Origin of the sequence: Stenotrophomonas forensis, from assembly GCF_028752115.1 — a bacterium.
GTDB lineage: Bacteria > Pseudomonadota > Gammaproteobacteria > Xanthomonadales > Xanthomonadaceae > Stenotrophomonas > Stenotrophomonas forensis.
In genome coordinates, this window is the sequence record NZ_CP082270.1 from 2,065,494 (window position 1) to 2,080,334 (window position 14,841).

The window sequence follows — 14,841 nt, forward strand, 5'->3', positions numbered from 1 at the left end:
AGGCTGACCGGGACTGTCAGCGGCATGGATGCCGCTGCCAAGCCCCCATGGACGGGTTCACGGCGTGTCCCGGGCAGTCTCACCCACCCGGGCCCTTCAGTACACCGACATCCCGACCGGCAGTGCTTTGAACCTTACAGCGCCTCGAAAATACCCGCCGCGCCCATGCCGGTGCCGATGCACATCGTCACCATGCCGTACTTCTGCTGGCGACGACGCAGGCCGTGCAGCAGGGTCGCGGTACGGATCGCGCCGGTTGCACCCAGCGGGTGGCCCAGGGCGATCGCGCCGCCCAGCGGGTTGACCTTGCTCGGGTCCAGGCCGCAATCGCGGATCACCGCCAGCGACTGCGCGGCGAAGGCTTCGTTGAGCTCGATCCAGTCCAGCTGGTCCTGGGTCAGGCCGGCCTGCTTCAGTGCCTTCGGGATCGCGGCGATCGGGCCGATGCCCATCACTTCCGGACGCACGCCGGCCACCGAGAAGCTGACGAAACGCGCCAGCGGGGTCAGGCCGTAATCCTTGATCGCCTGTTCCGAGGCCAGCAGCACGGCGCCGGCGCCATCGCTCATCTGCGAGGAGTTGCCGGCAGTGACGGTGCCGCCGAACTGGCCGTTGCGGAACACCGGGCGCAGCTTGGCCAGGCCTTCGGCCGAGGAATCCGGACGCGGGCCTTCATCGGTGTCGGCCACCTTGTTGCGGGTGATGATGCGCTGGCCATCGGCCAGGTCCGGCAGGTGCGAGACGATCTCGTACGGGCTGATCTCGTCCTTGAAGTCACCGTTCTGGATCGCGGCCATGGCCTTCTGGTGCGAGGCGAGGGCGAACGCATCCTGGTCTTCGCGCGAGACCTTCCATTCCTCGGCCACCTTCTCGGCGGTGATGCCCATGCCGTAGGCGATGGCGACGTGGTCGTTGTCGAACACGCTCGGTGCCATCGCGATCTTGTTGCCCATCATCGGCACCATCGACATCGATTCGGTGCCACCGGCCAGCATCAGGTCGGCGTTGCCCAGGCGGATCGCGTCGGCGGCCTGCGCCACGGCCTGCAGGCCGGAGGAGCAGAAGCGGTTCACGGTCTGCGCGGCGATGGTGTTGGGCAGGCCGGCCAGCAGCACGCCGATGCGCGCCACGTTCATGCCCTGCTCGGCTTCCGGCATGGCGCAGCCGATGATCGCGTCATCGATGCGGTTGACGTCCACGCCCGGTGCCTGTGCGACAACGCTGCGCAGAACGTGCGCAAGCATGTCGTCGGGGCGGGTGTTGCGGAACATGCCCTTGGGCGCCTTGCCAACCGGGGTACGGGTGGCGGCGACGATGTAGGCGTCCTGGATTTGCTTGGTCATTGCAGTGATCTCTTGAATAGGGGTTGGAAGAGGTTGCCGGCCAGCGGCCGGCACTACCGATGTCTTCCGTCAGTTCCGCAGCGGCTTGCCGGTCTTCAGCATGTGCGCGATGCGGGCCTGGGTCTTTTCCTGCTGGGCCAGTTCGACGAAGTGCTTGCGCTCCAGGGTCAGCAGCCACTCTTCGTCGACCAGGGTGCCGCGGTCGACCTTGCCGCCGCACAGGACGGTGGCGATGCGCTCGGCGATCTCGTAGTCGTACGGGCTGATGAAACGGCCTTCCAGCATGTTGACCAGCATCATCTTGAAGGTGGCGATACCCACGTCACCGGCCACCTGGATGCGGCGTGCCGGCAGCGGCGGACGGTAGCCCGCTTCGGCCAGCGCACGGGCTTCGGCCTTGGCGATGTGCAGCGCCTCGTAGCTGTTGAACACCACCTTGTCGGTGCTGCGCAGCAGGCCCAGTTCCTTGGCGTTGACCGCCGAGTTGGACACCTTGGCCATCGCCACGGTCTCGAAGGTCTTCTTCAGTTCGGCGAACACGTCACCGCCAGGGCCGGCGGCCTGCGAGGCGCGCACGGCCAGTTCCTTCAGGCCACCGCCGGCCGGCAGCAGGCCCACGCCGGCCTCGACCAGGCCGATGTAGCTTTCCAGGAAGGCCACGGTCTTGGCGCTGTGCATCTGGAACTCGCAGCCGCCACCCAGGGCCAGGCCGCGCACGGCAGCCACCACCGGCACCAGCGAGTACTTGATGCGCTGGCTGGTGCGCTGGAAGTTGGCGACCATCTCTTCGAACTGGTCGACCTTGCCGGCCTGCAGCAGGCCGAGGGCACCGGCCAGGTCGGCACCGGCGGAGAAGGGTTCCTTCTGCTGCCAGATCACCAGGCCCTGGAAGTCCTTCTCGGCGCGGCTGACGCATTCCTGCAGGCCGTCCAGCACCTGGTCGGACACGGTGTTCATCTTGGTCTTGAAGCTGACCACGGCGATGCCGTCGCCGTCATGCCACATGCGCAGGCCGTCGTTCTCGAACACGGTCTCGCCCGGCGCGAACGTCTCGCCCAGCAACGGATCGGGGAAGCGCTGGCGCTGGTACACCGGCAGCGACGAACGCGGCAGCTTGGCGTTGCGTGACGGGCTGTAGCTGCCCTCGGCGGCATGCACGCCGTCGCGGCCGTCGAACACCCAGTCCGGCAGCGGGGCGTTGCTCATGCTCTTGCCGGCGACGATGTCATCGGCGATCCACTGCGCGACCTGCTTCCAGCCAGCGGCCTGCCAGGTTTCGAACGGGCCCAGCGACCAGCCGTAGCCCCAGCGGATGGCCAGGTCGACGTCACGCGCGGTCTCGGCGATGTCGGCCAGGTGGTAGGCGCTGTAGTGGAACAGGTCGCGGAAGGTCGCCCACAGGAACTGCGCCTGCGGGTGCTGGCTCTCGCGCAGCTTGGCGAACTTCTCGGCCGGGTTCCTGATCTTCAGGATCTCGACCACTTCCGGTGCAGCGGCGCGGTCGGCCGGGCGGTAGTCCTGCTTCTCCAGGTCCAGCACCACGATGTCCTTGCCGACCTTGCGGAAGATGCCGGCGCCGGTCTTCTGGCCCAGCGCGCCCTTGGCGATCAGTGCGTCCAGCCACTTCGGCGACTTGAAGAACGCGTGCCACGGGTCGTTGGGCAGGGTGTCGCCCATGGTCTTGATGACGTGGGCCATGGTGTCCAGGCCGACCACGTCGGAGGTGCGGTAGGTAGCCGACTTCGGGCGGCCGACCAGCGGGCCGGTCAGGCCGTCCACTTCATCGAAGCCCAGGCCGAACTGCTGGGTGTGGTGGATGGTGGACAGGATCGAGAACACGCCAATGCGGTTGCCGATGAAGTTCGGGGTGTCCTTGGCGTACACCACGCCCTTGCCCAGGGTGGTGACCAGGAATTCTTCCAGGCCTTCCAGCACGGCGGCGTCGGTGGTGGTGGCCGGGATCAGCTCGGCCAGGTGCATGTAGCGCGGCGGGTTGAAGAAGTGCACGCCGCAGAAGCGGTGGCGCAGCTGCTCGGGCAGCACGTCGGCCAGCTTGTTGATGCCCAGGCCCGAGGTGTTGGAAGCCAGCACGGCGTGGTCGGCCACGAACGGGGCGATCTTCTTGTACAGGTCCTGCTTCCAGTCCATGCGCTCGGCGATGGCCTCGATGATCAGGTCGCAGTCCTTCAGCTGCTCCAGGCCGGACTCGTAGTTGGCCGGGGTGATGGCCTCGGCCAGCGACTTGCTGGCCAGCGGCGCCGGGCTCAGCTTGCCCAGGTTGGCGATCGCCTTCAGCACGATGCCGTCGGCCGGACCTTCCTTGGCGGGCAGGTCGAACAGCACGGTGTCGACGCCAGCGTTGGTGAGGTGGGCGGCGATCTGGGCACCCATGACGCCGGCACCCAGCACGGCGGCGCGGCGGACTAGCAGGGAATTGGACATGGTGTAGGGCCTTTGTTGGTCAGCAGTTACTGGGTGGGTCACACCCGGTGGAATCACGGGGAAGCGGGCAGGGCGCTGGCGCGAGCGGCGGCGCGGAACCCGGCTTCGGCGAAATGGATCAGTTCGTGGGCGGCATGGGCACGATGCGCCGCTTCGGTGACACCGGCGGGACGCTTGATCAGCCCGAAGTCGGCCATGGCATAGGTGAGCGAGCCGGCCAGGAAGTCCAGGCGCCAGTACAGCTCTTCCTTGCTCAGGTCGGGCGCGCATTCGGCAATCGCCTTGCCGAACGCACGCAGCACGTGGCCGTAGTGGTCGGACAGGAACTTGCGCAGGTTGTCGTTCTTCTCGGCGTAGGCGCGCGCGATCACGCGCACGAAGGCACCGCCGTTCTGGCGGTCCTGGGCCAGCGCCAGCGCCGGCTCGACGAAGGCGGCCAGCACCGGGCGCAGCTGCCCGGGATGTTCGCTGCGGGCGCGCTCGAGCTGCGCCAGGCGGGCACCGGTCATCTCGTCCATGCGGCGGCGGAACACCTCGTTGACCAGGTTTTCCTTGGAGCCGAAGTGGTAATTGACCGCTGCGATGTTGACGTCGGCCTGGCTGGTCACCTGGCGCAGCGAGGTGCCGGCGAAGCCGTGCTGGGCAAACAGCTCCTCGGCGGCACCGAGGATGCGGTCCTTGGTCGAGAAGTGGGCGGGTTTGGCCATCGGCGGGCGGACCTTAATCAAACGATTGTTTGATACTAGGACCAGACGGTAGCGTATGGCATTTTGCAGTGCAGCAAAAATGCCCAGGGCGGTCAGAATCCGCTCAGGTGGGTGAATGGGCGCAAAGGGTAGTGCCGGCCGCTGGCCGGCAATCGTGGGCAGCCCGGCGGGCGCCAGCCTGCCGGCCAGCGGCCGGCACTACCAAGCCAGCGCTTTATCTTTTACAATTCGCCTACGTTTATCAGGCTAAGCCCGCGTCCCGACGCGGGTTTTTTTCATGTTACCCTTCGGGCCATCAGCGGCCCGATTCCATTGGAGACATCCCATGGCGCTGGAGCGCACCCTTTCGATCATCAAGCCGGACGCCGTTGCCAAGAACGTCATCGGCGAAATCTACGCCCGCTTCGAGAAGGCCGGCCTGAAGGTCGTGGCCGCCAAGTACAAGCAGCTGTCGCGCCGTGAAGCCGAAGGCTTCTACGCCGTGCACCGCGAGCGTCCGTTCTTCAACGCGCTGGTCGAGTTCATGATCTCCGGCCCGGTGATGATCCAGGCCCTGGAAGGCGAGAACGCCGTCCTGGCCCACCGCGACCTGCTGGGCGCCACCAACCCGAAGGAAGCCGCTGCGGGCACCATCCGCGCCGACTTCGCCGAATCCATCGATGCCAACGCCGCCCACGGCTCGGACTCGGTCGAGAATGCCGCGATTGAAATCGCCTACTTCTTCGCCGCCACCGAAGTCGTCTCGCGCTGAGAGTAATGCCGTGAACGAGGTCGTACAGTCCCCCGCCATCCAGCCGCTGCCGAAGTCGGCACCCACGGTTGGCAAGCAGAACCTGCTCGACCTCGATCGCGCGGGCCTGGAGAAGTTTTTCGTCGAGGTTCTCGGCGAGAAGAAGTTCCGTGCCCATCAGGTGATGAAGTGGATCCACCATCGCTACGTCACCGACTTCGATGAAATGACCGACCTCGGCAAGGTCCTGCGCGCCAAGCTGCAGGCCCATGCCGAGGTGCTGGTTCCGAACATCGTGTTCGACAAGCCCTCCGCCGACGGCACCCACAAGTGGCTGCTGGCGATGGGTGTGGATGGCAAGAACGCCATCGAGACCGTGTACATCCCCGACAAGACCCGCGGCACGCTGTGCGTGTCCTCGCAGGTCGGTTGCGGCCTGAACTGCACGTTCTGCTCCACCGCTACCCAGGGCTTCAACCGCAACCTGACCACCGCCGAGATCATCGGCCAGGTGTGGGTTGCCGCACGCCACCTGGGCAACGTGCCGCACCAGATGCGCCGCCTCACCAACGTGGTGATGATGGGCATGGGCGAGCCGCTGATGAATTTCGACAACGTCGTGCGCGCCATGAGCGTGATGCGCGACGACCTGGGCTACGGCCTGGCCAACAAGCGCGTGACCCTGTCGACCTCCGGCCTGGTGCCGCAGATCGACCGCCTGTCGGCCGAAAGCGACGTGTCGCTGGCGGTGTCGCTGCATGCGCCCAACGATGCGCTGCGCGAGACCCTGGTGCCGCTCAACAAGAAGTACCCGATCGCCGAGCTGATGGCCTCGTGCGCACGCTACCTGCGCGCCAACAAGCGCCGCGAATCGGTCACCTTCGAATACACCCTGATGAAGGGCATCAACGACAAGCCCGAGCATGCCCGCGAATTGGCCCGCCTGATGCGCCAGTTCGACAACGCGGTGCAGGCCAAGGATTCGGGCAAGGTCAACCTGATTCCGTTCAACCCGTTCCCGGGCACCCGCTACGAGCGTTCGGAAGAAGCGCACATCCGTGCCTTCCAGAAGATCCTGCTCGACAGCAACGTGCTGACCATGGTGCGGCGTACCCGTGGCGACGACATCGACGCTGCCTGTGGCCAGCTCAAGGGCCAGGTGATGGACCGCACCCGCCGCCAGGCCGAGTTCAACAAGACGCTTCAGGCGGGGAAGGGGAGCGATGCCGCGGCCTGACCGCCTCTGGCTGGTTCTGTTCGCTGGCACGCTGGCCCTCGCGGTTGGCGGCTGCAAATCCCAACCCAAGGCCAAGCTGGGCCCCAGCCTGGCGCCGGTGTACTCGGTCCGCGATCCGGACAACGTCCGCCGCCAGGTGCGCTGGCAGGATCTGCTGGCGCTGGCTGCCCGCGACATGCAGGTCGGCAACCTCGATGCGGCCGAGCGCAAAGCCCGTGAGGCGCAGAAGCTGGCGCCGGAGGCCCCGGACGCGCTGGTGCTGCTGGCCGGCATCGATGAGCGCCGTGGCCGCACCCCGCAGGCTGGCGAGAGCTTCCGCAGGGCCGCCGAACTGGCGCCGCAGCGCGGCGACATTCTCAACAATTACGGTGCCTGGCTGTGCCAGCAGGGCCGGCCGGCCGAGTCGCTGGTCTGGTTCGACCGCGCGCTGCAGGCGCCGGGCTATGCCACGCCGGCCGAGGCACAGGCCAATGCGGGCGGCTGCGCACTGGATGCCGGCCAGTTCGAACGTGCCGAACGCGACCTTCGCGCGGCGCTGACGACACTGCCTGACAACCCGGTCGCACTCGAGGCGATGGCCCAGCTCAGCTTCCGCCAGGGCCGCTACATGGAGGCCCGGGCCTTCGCCGAACGTAGGATTGCGGCTGCACCCGCAACGCGTTCCGTGTTACAACTTGCGTCTCAAATCGAAGCGCGGCTGGGCGATCGGGCGGCATCTGATCGCTATCTCCAGCGGATTCGACAGGAATTTCCGCAGGAAGCGGGCTCCTAACTCCAGGGTTGATGCATTGTGATTGATGACCAGACTGTGAGCGCTCTCGAGACTGCGGCCGGCTGCGGCACCCGCCTGCGCCAGGCCCGCGAAGCGGCCGGACTGACCCTCGAGGATGTCGGCACGCGCCTGCGCATGCCGGTCCAGGTGGTCAAGTCGCTGGAAGAGGAACAATGGCAGAAGCTCGGCGCGCCGGTGTTCGTGCGTGGCCAGCTGCGCAGCTATGCGCGCCTGCTCAACGTGGATGTGAGCCAGCTGCTGGAGCAGGCCCAGGTTGGCCCGGTGGTCCCGCCCACCCTGGTCAGCCATACCCATACCCCGCGCGCGCGTCGCATTGCCGAGAACCTCGGCCGGCGCATGCTGTATGTCGGCATCACCGCGGTCCTGGCCGTGCCGGTGTGGTTCGCCACCCGTGGCCACTTCGACGGTAGCGCCACCCCGTCGCCGAACACCGCCTCGCTGGATGCGATCCCGGCCGCCGTGCCGGTGGCTCCGTCCGCCGCGGGCGTCGAGCCGGCCACCCCGGTTGACGTGGCGAGCGCCCCGGCCAGCAAGCCGGCCGCGACCCCGTACGTGGCCTCGCTGGCCCCGGTGCCGCGTTCGGCCCCGGCGCCGGCCGCCGCCGCCAACACGCTGGAGATGCAGTTCAGCGGCGACAGCTGGGTCGATATCGGCGGCCCGGACGGTGCCACCGTCGAGAAGGCACTGATCAAGTCCGGCGAAAGCCGCAGCTTCACCCCGGGCCAGGTGACCCGGGTGACCCTGGGCAACGCCTCGGCGGTCCAGGTTCAGCAGAACGGCGCTATCGTCGATCTGACCCCCTACCAGCGAGCCAACGTGGCACGCTTTCAGGTATCCTCTGAAGGCTCCGTAGTCCCGGTTTCGCACTGAGGCGCGGTTTCACCACCTTCGATTAAACCCAATGGTCCCTCCCGATGGGCGGGGCGAGAGTACGCATGGCGATCGACGATCTGCTCGACGAGCACGAACAAAGTGAACGCGTCCGCAGCTGGCTGCGGAAGAATGGCGCCAGCATCCTTGGTGGCGTGGTCATCGCCATCGGTGCCATCGCCGGCTGGCAGTGGTACCAGAAGGATCAGGGCGGCAAGCTGGCCTCGGCCAATGTCGAGTACCAGAAGGCGCTGCTCGGCCTGCAGCAGAACAAGCTCGACGATGCCTCCAAGGCAGTGAAGGCGCTTGAAGCCGGCCCGTCCAGCATCTACGGCGACCTCGCGGCGCTGCAGCTGGCCAAGGCCCAGGTCGACGCCGGCAAGAACGAAGACGCGCTGGCCACCCTGCGCGGCGTGAAGGTCGAAGGTGACCTGCAGCGCGTGGTCGACCAGCGCGTGGCCCGCCTGCTGGTGGCCACCGGCAAGAGCGACGAGGCGATCAAGCTGCTGGGCAGCGCCGCCGACAGCAGCAGCCTGGAAATCCATGGCGATGCGCTGATGGCGCAGGGCAAGCGTGACGACGCCCGTGCACAGTACGAGAAGGCGCTGAAGTCGCTGGACGTGGCAGCGCCGCAGCGGCGCCTGCTGGAAACCAAGGTTATGGATGCCGGCGGCACGGTCGCCGCCCCTGCGGAGTCGGTTTGATGAGTCAGAAGGTCATGATCACCCGCGTCGCCACCGTGCTCCTGATGGGCATGGCCCTGACCGGCTGCAGCACCGTGAAGGGCTGGTTCGCCGGCAAGGACGCGGCAGCGAAGAAGGCCCAGGAGCCGGCTGAGCTGGTCAAGTTCGAGCCCAGCGTCAAGGTCAACAAGGCCTGGTCGGTCAACCTCGGCAAGGGCGAGCGCCGTATCGGCGTGCGCCAGGGCCCGGCGGTGGCCAACGGCCACGTGTTCGCCGCGGCGATCACCGGTGGCGTGCACGCCATCGACCTGCAGACCGGCAAGAAGGTCTGGACCTGGGAGCCGCAGAAGGAAAAGAAGAAGCCGAAGCTGCGCCTGTCCGGCGGCCCGGGTGTCGGTGAGAACCTGGTCGTGATCGGCACGCTGGATGGCCAGGTCATCGCCCTGGACATCAACGACGGCAGCGAGAAGTGGCGCGCCCGTGTTCCGGGTGAAGTCATTGCCGCACCGGCCGTGGCCCAGGGCCTGGTGTTCGTGCGCAGCAACGATGGCCGCGTGACCGCCTTCGATGCCGGCAACGGCACCCAGAAGTGGTTCAACCCGAGCGAACTGCCGGCGCTGACCGTGCGCGGCAACGCGCCGGTGGTCACCGGCCCGGGCGTGCTGTTCATCGGCAAGGACGAGGGCGCGGTTGCGGCCCTGGCCCAGCAGGATGGCCGCACCCTGTGGGAACAGAACATCGGCAACGGCGAAGGCCGTACCGAGCTTGAGCGCATGGCCGACGTTGACGGTGCTCCGGTACTGGAGGGCAACACCCTCTACGTGAGCAGCTTCAAGAACCAGACCATGGCCATCGAAGGCCCGACCGGTCGCCCGCTGTGGGCGCGCGACCATGGCGGTGCCGGTGGCGTGGCGGTGTCGTCAGGCAATGTGTTCGTCACCGACAACAAGGGCGGCGTGTTCGGCCTGGACAAGGCAACCGGCGCGGCCATGTGGTCGCAGACCGAGCTGGCGCGTCGTTCGCTGACCGGCCCGGTGCTGCAGGGTGATTACGTGGTCGTCGGTGACTACAAGGGATACGTGCACTGGTTGAAGACCTCCGATGGTGCGATGGCGGCACGGGCGAAGAGCGGCGGTGACGCCCTGCTGGCCCAGCCGGTCGTCGCAGACGGGGTGCTGCTGGTGCAGAACGTTGATGGCAAGCTGACCGCCTTCCGGTTGGCAAATTAAAAATTGGAGTAATCGCGATGCTGCCTTTGGTCGCCCTGGTTGGACGGCCGAATGTCGGCAAGTCGACTATTTTCAATGCGCTGACGCGCACCCGTGACGCGCTGGTCCATGACCAGCCCGGCGTCACCCGCGACCGCAACTACGGTGTCTGCCGTCTGGACGAGGACAACCATTTCCTCGTCGTCGACACCGGCGGTATCGCGGAAGAGGAAGAGGGCCTGGCCGGTGCCACCACCCGCCAGGCCCGCGCCGCTGCGGCGGAAGCGGACCTGATCCTGTTCGTGGTCGACGCCCGTGAGGGTACGTCGGCAATGGACGACGAGATCCTGGCCTGGCTGCGCAAGCTGTCGCGCCCGACGCTGCTGCTGATCAACAAGATCGACGGCACCGACGAGGACAGCGTGCGTTCGGAATTCGCCCGTTACGGCTTCGGCGAGATGCTGACCGTGTCGGCGGCGCACCGCCAGGGCCTGGACGACCTGCTGGACGAAGTGATCCAGCGCCTGCCCGAAGAAGGCAGTGGCGAAGAGCTGGACAACGATCCGAACCGCATCCGCATCGCCTTTGTCGGCCGCCCGAACGTGGGCAAGTCGACCCTGGTCAACCGCATCCTCGGCGAGGAGCGCATGATCGCTTCCGACGTGCCGGGCACCACGCGCGACTCGATCGCGGTGGACCTGGAGCGTGACGGCCGCGAGTACCGCCTGATCGATACCGCCGGCCTGCGCCGCCGCTCGCGCGTGGACGAGGTCGTCGAGAAGTTCTCGGTGGTCAAGACCATGCAGTCGATCGAGCAGTGCCAGGTGGCCGTGCTGATGCTGGATGCCACCGAAGGCGTGACCGACCAGGACGCCACCGTGCTCGGCGCCGTGCTCGATGCCGGCCGCGCGCTGGTGATCGCCATCAACAAGTGGGATGGCCTGACCGAGTACCAGCGCGAGCAGGCCGAGACCCTGCTGTCGCTGAAGCTGGGCTTCGTGCCGTGGGCCGAATCGGTGCGCATCTCGGCCAAGCATGGCTCGGGCCTGCGCGAGCTGTTCCGTGCCGTGCACCGCGCGCACGAGTCGGCCAACAAGACCTTCACCACCAGCGAAGTGAACAAGGCGCTGGAAGTGGCCTACGAGACCAACCCGCCGCCGACCATCCGCGGCCACGTCTCCAAGCTGCGTTACGTGCACCCGGCCGGCGCAAACCCGCCGACCTTCATTGTGCACGGCACGCGCCTGAAGGAGCTGCAGGAATCGTACAAGCGCTACCTGGAGAACTTCTTCCGCAAGCGCTTCAAGCTGATCGGCACCCCGGTGAGCTTCATCTTCCGCGAGGGTACCAACCCGTACGAGGGCAAGAAGAACGTCCTCACCGAGCGGCAGGTCAAGGCCAAGCGGCGCTTGATGAAGCACGTCAAGGGCAAGTGATGCAGAAGAAGGCGGCCGCAGGGCCGCCTTTTTCGTTGTGGTGCATGGGCGGCCGCCTTGCTCAGGCGTGGCCCCACGGCAACAGCACGCCACGGAACCTCATCCTTCCCGACGACAGGCGGTCATACGCCTCGGTCGCGCGGTCCAGGTCAAAGGTCTCGACCATCGGCTTCACCTTGCCGGCGGCGGCAAGCTGCAGCACTTCGCTGAGGTAGTGCTGGCCACCATGGGTGGCGCCGATCACGCGCTGGCGCATCATGTGGAACGGCACGCCTTCGGACGAGATCGAGAAGGGCTGGCTGAAGTCCAGGCCGCACAGCACAACGCGCCCATCGACACGCAGGCCGGTCATCGCTTCTTCGGCCGAGCTGAACTCATTGGTGGTCACCAGCAGTACGTCGGCGCCACCGATGGCCTTCAGCTCCTTGCCATTGGCAACCACCTGGTCGGCGCCCAGCTGAAGGGCGAGCGCATGCTTGTCTGCGGAATGGGTGAGGGCGATGGTCTCGAAGCCGCAGGCCTTGGACAGCTGCAGGGCGACGTGGCCCAGTCCACCGATACCCAGTACCGCGATCTTCTCCCGTGGCTGGGGCGCCGCATCGCGCAGCCCGCTCCAGGTGGTGTAACCGGCACACATCATCGGCGCCGCGTCCACGTAGGAGAGGCCGTCGGGCAGCAGTACCGTGCCTTCGGCAGAGATGGCGATGTACTGTGCGTGTCCACCCTGCGCAGCGAAGCCGGTGGTGCGAGGTGCATCGCAGTTCATCGCGGTCTGCCCGGACAAGGGCCGGCTCTCGCGGCAGTAGGGGCATCGCCCGCACGCGGATTGGACCCATGAGGTGCCCACGCGGTCGCCCACCTGGCGGGTGTGCACACCTGCGCCCACTTCCACGACCTCGCCGACCACTTCATGCCCTGGTGTCTGCGGGTAGATGTCGCCGCCGTAGCCCTGGGTTGCCCACACGTCCGTGTAGCACATGCCTGATGCGTGGACCTTGACCAGCACCTGGCCCGGTTCGATCACGGGCATCGGCACGTCCTGTACCTGCCACGGCGCATTCGGCCCGGTCATCACAACCGCTTTCATCGTTTTCATCGTCTTGATCCTGTCCCGGTGGGTGAGCGCCGAGGGCGTGTGCCCGCGGACACCCCGGAGCGTAGAATCGGTTGACTATCAAGACAATCGCTTCAATATTTCACAATATGGTGAGTCGTATTCAACAATCCAGTGGAGGTGATCTGGCCGCCTTCACTGCGTTCCTGGCGGTGGCAGCGCATCGGAGCTTCCGCAGTGCGGCGGCGGAGTTGAACATCACGCCCTCGGCGATCAGTCATGCGATCAAGGCCCTCGAGCAGCGGCTGGGTGCGCGCCTGTTCAACCGCACCACGCGCAGCGTCTCGCTGACCGACGCCGGGGAGCGCCTGGCGGAAAAGCTGCGGCCGGCCATGGCCTCGATCGAGGAGGCCCTGCAGTCCGTGGACACTGAAGCCGGCACGCCGCGTGGCACGGTCCGCATCAACGCCAGTGAAGGCGCCATACGGCTCGTGCTGAAGCCGGTGCTTGCGCGCTTCCTGCGCCAGTATCCGCAGGTCCACCTGGACATCGTCAGTGACGGCAGGTTGGGCGATATCGTGTCGGAGGGTTTCGACGCAGGCATCCGCCTGACCGAAGCCGTGCCCCAGGACATGGTCGCGGTAGCGGTGACCGCCCCCATGCGCTTCGCGGCGATTGCTTCGCCGACGTACCTTCAGGCGCGTGGCCGGCCACTGCGGCCGCTGGATCTCCATCAGCACGACTGCATTCGTTTCCGCTTCGAAAGTGGGGCGATCTACCGTTGGGAGTTCGAGCATCAAGGCACCACCGAGCGGGTGAACGTCTCCGGGCCGATCACGCTGACGGACCAGCCGTTGATGGTCGACGCGGCCATTGATGGTATCGGCATTGCCTTCGTTCCCGAGCATCTGGCGCTGGAGCCATTGGCCGATGGCCGCCTGCTGCGGCTGCTCGAGGACTGGTGTCCTGAGTTTCCCGGGCTTTCGCTGTACTACCCGGGCCATCGACATGTGCCGCCTGGGCTGAAAGCGCTGATCGGTCTTCTTCAGGAACAGCACGGCGGGCGCGGGCAGCCTGGGTAGCGCCGGGCATTGGTCGAGGCATGGCAGAGCGGCCTGCGCGATAATGCGGCCATGAGCATCCGAGAGCTTTCCCCCGCGCAGGCGCGCGAGCGCCTGGCCCACGGCGCCGTGCTGATCGATGTGCGCGAGGCGCACGAACGGGCCGGGGGCATGGCCGAGGGCGCGCGCGGCGTGGCCAAGGGCGAGCTGCAGGCCGACCCGGCCTCGCATCTGCCGCGGCACGACCAGGAAATCCTGCTGATCTGCCAGAGCGGCAAGCGCTCGGCCGATGCCGCGCTGTTCCTGCGGGAGGCCGGGTATGCCAACGTCGCTTCCGTGACGGGCGGTACCGTGGCCTGGCGCGAGCAGGTGCTGCCGCTGGTGCAGCCGCTGACCAGTGCGGCCGACCGCGACTTCTACGACCGCTATTCGCGCCACCTGCTGCTGCCGCAGGTGGGCGAGGCCGGCCAGCGTCGCCTGCAGCAGTCGCGCGTGCTGGTGCTGGGCGCGGGTGGGCTGGGCGCACCGGCCGGCTTCTATCTGGCTGCGGCCGGGGTAGGGCATCTGCGCTTCGCTGACCATGACCGCGTGGAGCGCAGCAACCTGCACCGGCAGATCGTGCATACCGAAGCCAGCGTCGGCCAGCTCAAGGTTGATTCGGCGCGTGAGCGGCTGCTGGCGCTGAACCCGTCGATCGAGGTCGAGGCAGTGCCGGAACGGGTTACCTCCGAGAACGTGGATGCGCTGCTGGAGGGCGTGGACGTGGTGCTGGATGGCTCGGACAACTTCCCGCTGCGCTACCTGCTCAACGACGCCTGCATCAAGCACGCCAAGCCACTGGTGTACGCCGCCATCGAGCGCTTTGACGGCCAGGTAAGCGTGTTTGACGCCGGCCGCCAGCGCGGCGTGGCGCCTTGTTACCGCTGCCTGTTCCCTGAGCCGCCGCCGCCGGAGTTCGCGCCGAACTGTTCCGAGGCCGGTGTGCTGGGCGTGCTGCCGGGGCTGGCCGGGGTGCTGCAGGCCACCGAGGTGCTGAAGCTGCTGCTGGGCATCGGCGAGCCGCTGGTGGGGCGGCTGCTGCGCTTTGATGCGCTGGGCATGCGCTTCCGCGAGACCGGCATCCGGCCGGACCCGCACTGCCCGGTGTGCGCGCCGGGGGTGCCGTTCCCGGGGTATATCGATTACGCCGCGTTTTGCCGGGGCGGCTCTCTGTAAAGTCGAGCCATGCTCGACTGCTCCGCGCGCTGAGGCCAAAAGCAGTCGAGCATGGCTCGACT

Annotated in this window: 13 protein-coding genes; 9 read left to right on the forward strand and 4 right to left on the reverse strand. The window is 67.0% G+C overall.

Annotation, left to right across the window (positions count from 1 at the left end):
* Window positions 1-134 precede the first annotated feature (134 nt).
* The 3 genes from K5L94_RS09850 to K5L94_RS09860 all read right to left on the reverse strand — a co-directional run bounded on the left by K5L94_RS09850 (window position 135) and on the right by K5L94_RS09860 (window position 4,492).
* Entirely contained in the window at window positions 135-1,343 is a 1,209-nt protein-coding gene (locus K5L94_RS09850; RefSeq protein WP_006431022.1) for an acetyl-CoA C-acyltransferase, read from the reverse strand.
* 69 nt (window positions 1,344-1,412) lie between these two features.
* Window positions 1,413-3,785, reverse strand: coding sequence for a 3-hydroxyacyl-CoA dehydrogenase/enoyl-CoA hydratase family protein (locus K5L94_RS09855; protein ID WP_053449520.1), 2,373 nt, complete (start codon window positions 3,783-3,785; stop codon window positions 1,413-1,415).
* 53 nt (window positions 3,786-3,838) lie between these two features.
* Complete coding sequence (locus K5L94_RS09860) at window positions 3,839-4,492, reverse strand: TetR/AcrR family transcriptional regulator (protein WP_006431024.1); 654 nt, start codon at window positions 4,490-4,492, stop codon at window positions 3,839-3,841.
* Window positions 4,493-4,817: 325 nt separating this feature from the next.
* Between K5L94_RS09860 and ndk the strand changes: the two genes are divergently transcribed.
* The 7 genes from ndk to der all read left to right on the forward strand — a co-directional run bounded on the left by ndk (window position 4,818) and on the right by der (window position 11,449).
* A complete protein-coding gene (ndk, locus tag K5L94_RS09865) occupies window positions 4,818-5,243 on the forward strand; it encodes a nucleoside-diphosphate kinase (protein WP_008265389.1) in 426 nt (141 codons plus the stop codon).
* Between the two features lie 10 nt (window positions 5,244-5,253).
* Window positions 5,254-6,459: a dual-specificity RNA methyltransferase RlmN gene (gene rlmN / locus K5L94_RS09870; protein WP_274512503.1), complete on the forward strand. Its 1,206-nt coding sequence runs from the start codon at window positions 5,254-5,256 to the stop codon at window positions 6,457-6,459.
* The gene (pilW, locus tag K5L94_RS09875) at window positions 6,446-7,231 is read left to right on the forward strand and encodes a type IV pilus biogenesis/stability protein PilW (RefSeq protein WP_053449521.1); all 786 of its coding nucleotides are present in this window, start codon (window positions 6,446-6,448) and stop codon (window positions 7,229-7,231) included. The genes rlmN and pilW overlap by 14 nt, the downstream gene beginning before the upstream one ends.
* A gap of 18 nt (window positions 7,232-7,249) precedes the next feature.
* The gene (locus K5L94_RS09880; protein ID WP_049458294.1) at window positions 7,250-8,122 is read left to right on the forward strand and encodes a helix-turn-helix domain-containing protein; all 873 of its coding nucleotides are present in this window, start codon (window positions 7,250-7,252) and stop codon (window positions 8,120-8,122) included.
* A 65-nt stretch (window positions 8,123-8,187) separates the two neighbouring features.
* A complete protein-coding gene (locus tag K5L94_RS09885; protein WP_053449523.1) occupies window positions 8,188-8,826 on the forward strand; it encodes a YfgM family protein in 639 nt (212 codons plus the stop codon).
* Window positions 8,826-10,034, forward strand: coding sequence for an outer membrane protein assembly factor BamB (gene bamB, locus K5L94_RS09890; protein ID WP_053449524.1), 1,209 nt, complete (start codon window positions 8,826-8,828; stop codon window positions 10,032-10,034). The genes K5L94_RS09885 and bamB overlap by 1 nt, the downstream gene beginning before the upstream one ends.
* 17 nt (window positions 10,035-10,051) lie before the next feature.
* Complete coding sequence (der, locus tag K5L94_RS09895) at window positions 10,052-11,449, forward strand: ribosome biogenesis GTPase Der (RefSeq protein WP_008264979.1); 1,398 nt, start codon at window positions 10,052-10,054, stop codon at window positions 11,447-11,449.
* Window positions 11,450-11,510: 61 nt separating this feature from the next.
* Here the strand turns inward: der and K5L94_RS09900 are convergent, their stop codons facing one another.
* Window positions 11,511-12,545: an alcohol dehydrogenase catalytic domain-containing protein gene (locus K5L94_RS09900; RefSeq protein WP_274512504.1), complete on the reverse strand. Its 1,035-nt coding sequence runs from the start codon at window positions 12,543-12,545 to the stop codon at window positions 11,511-11,513.
* A 119-nt stretch (window positions 12,546-12,664) separates the two neighbouring features.
* On the opposite strand from K5L94_RS09900, the gene K5L94_RS09905 reads away from it, so the two are divergent.
* Both K5L94_RS09905 and moeB read left to right on the forward strand, forming a co-directional pair.
* Window positions 12,665-13,585: a LysR family transcriptional regulator gene (locus tag K5L94_RS09905; protein WP_425507585.1), complete on the forward strand. Its 921-nt coding sequence runs from the start codon at window positions 12,665-12,667 to the stop codon at window positions 13,583-13,585.
* Window positions 13,586-13,636: 51 nt separating this feature from the next.
* On the forward strand, window positions 13,637-14,779 hold the full coding sequence (moeB, locus tag K5L94_RS09910; protein ID WP_274512506.1) for a molybdopterin-synthase adenylyltransferase MoeB: 1,143 nt from the start codon (window positions 13,637-13,639) through the stop codon (window positions 14,777-14,779).
* Window positions 14,780-14,841 lie beyond the last annotated feature (62 nt).

What these genes read in the sequence shown, in the direction of transcription:
- K5L94_RS09850 (WP_006431022.1), bottom strand. Translation starts at nt 1,343, where the DNA reads ATGACCAAGCAAATCCAGGACGCCTACATCGTCGCCGCCACCCGTACC.
- K5L94_RS09855 (WP_053449520.1), bottom strand. Translation starts at nt 3,785, where the DNA reads ATGTCCAATTCCCTGCTAGTCCGCCGCGCCGCCGTGCTGGGTGCCGGC.
- K5L94_RS09860 (WP_006431024.1), bottom strand. Translation starts at nt 4,492, where the DNA reads ATGGCCAAACCCGCCCACTTCTCGACCAAGGACCGCATCCTCGGTGCC.
- ndk (WP_008265389.1), top strand. Translation starts at nt 4,818, where the DNA reads ATGGCGCTGGAGCGCACCCTTTCGATCATCAAGCCGGACGCCGTTGCC.
- pilW (WP_053449521.1), top strand. Translation starts at nt 6,446, where the DNA reads ATGCCGCGGCCTGACCGCCTCTGGCTGGTTCTGTTCGCTGGCACGCTG.
- K5L94_RS09885 (WP_053449523.1), top strand. Translation starts at nt 8,188, where the DNA reads ATGGCGATCGACGATCTGCTCGACGAGCACGAACAAAGTGAACGCGTC.
- bamB (WP_053449524.1), top strand. Translation starts at nt 8,826, where the DNA reads ATGAGTCAGAAGGTCATGATCACCCGCGTCGCCACCGTGCTCCTGATG.
- der (WP_008264979.1), top strand. Translation starts at nt 10,052, where the DNA reads ATGCTGCCTTTGGTCGCCCTGGTTGGACGGCCGAATGTCGGCAAGTCG.
- K5L94_RS09900 (WP_274512504.1), bottom strand. Translation starts at nt 12,545, where the DNA reads ATGAAAACGATGAAAGCGGTTGTGATGACCGGGCCGAATGCGCCGTGG.
- moeB (WP_274512506.1), top strand. Translation starts at nt 13,637, where the DNA reads ATGAGCATCCGAGAGCTTTCCCCCGCGCAGGCGCGCGAGCGCCTGGCC.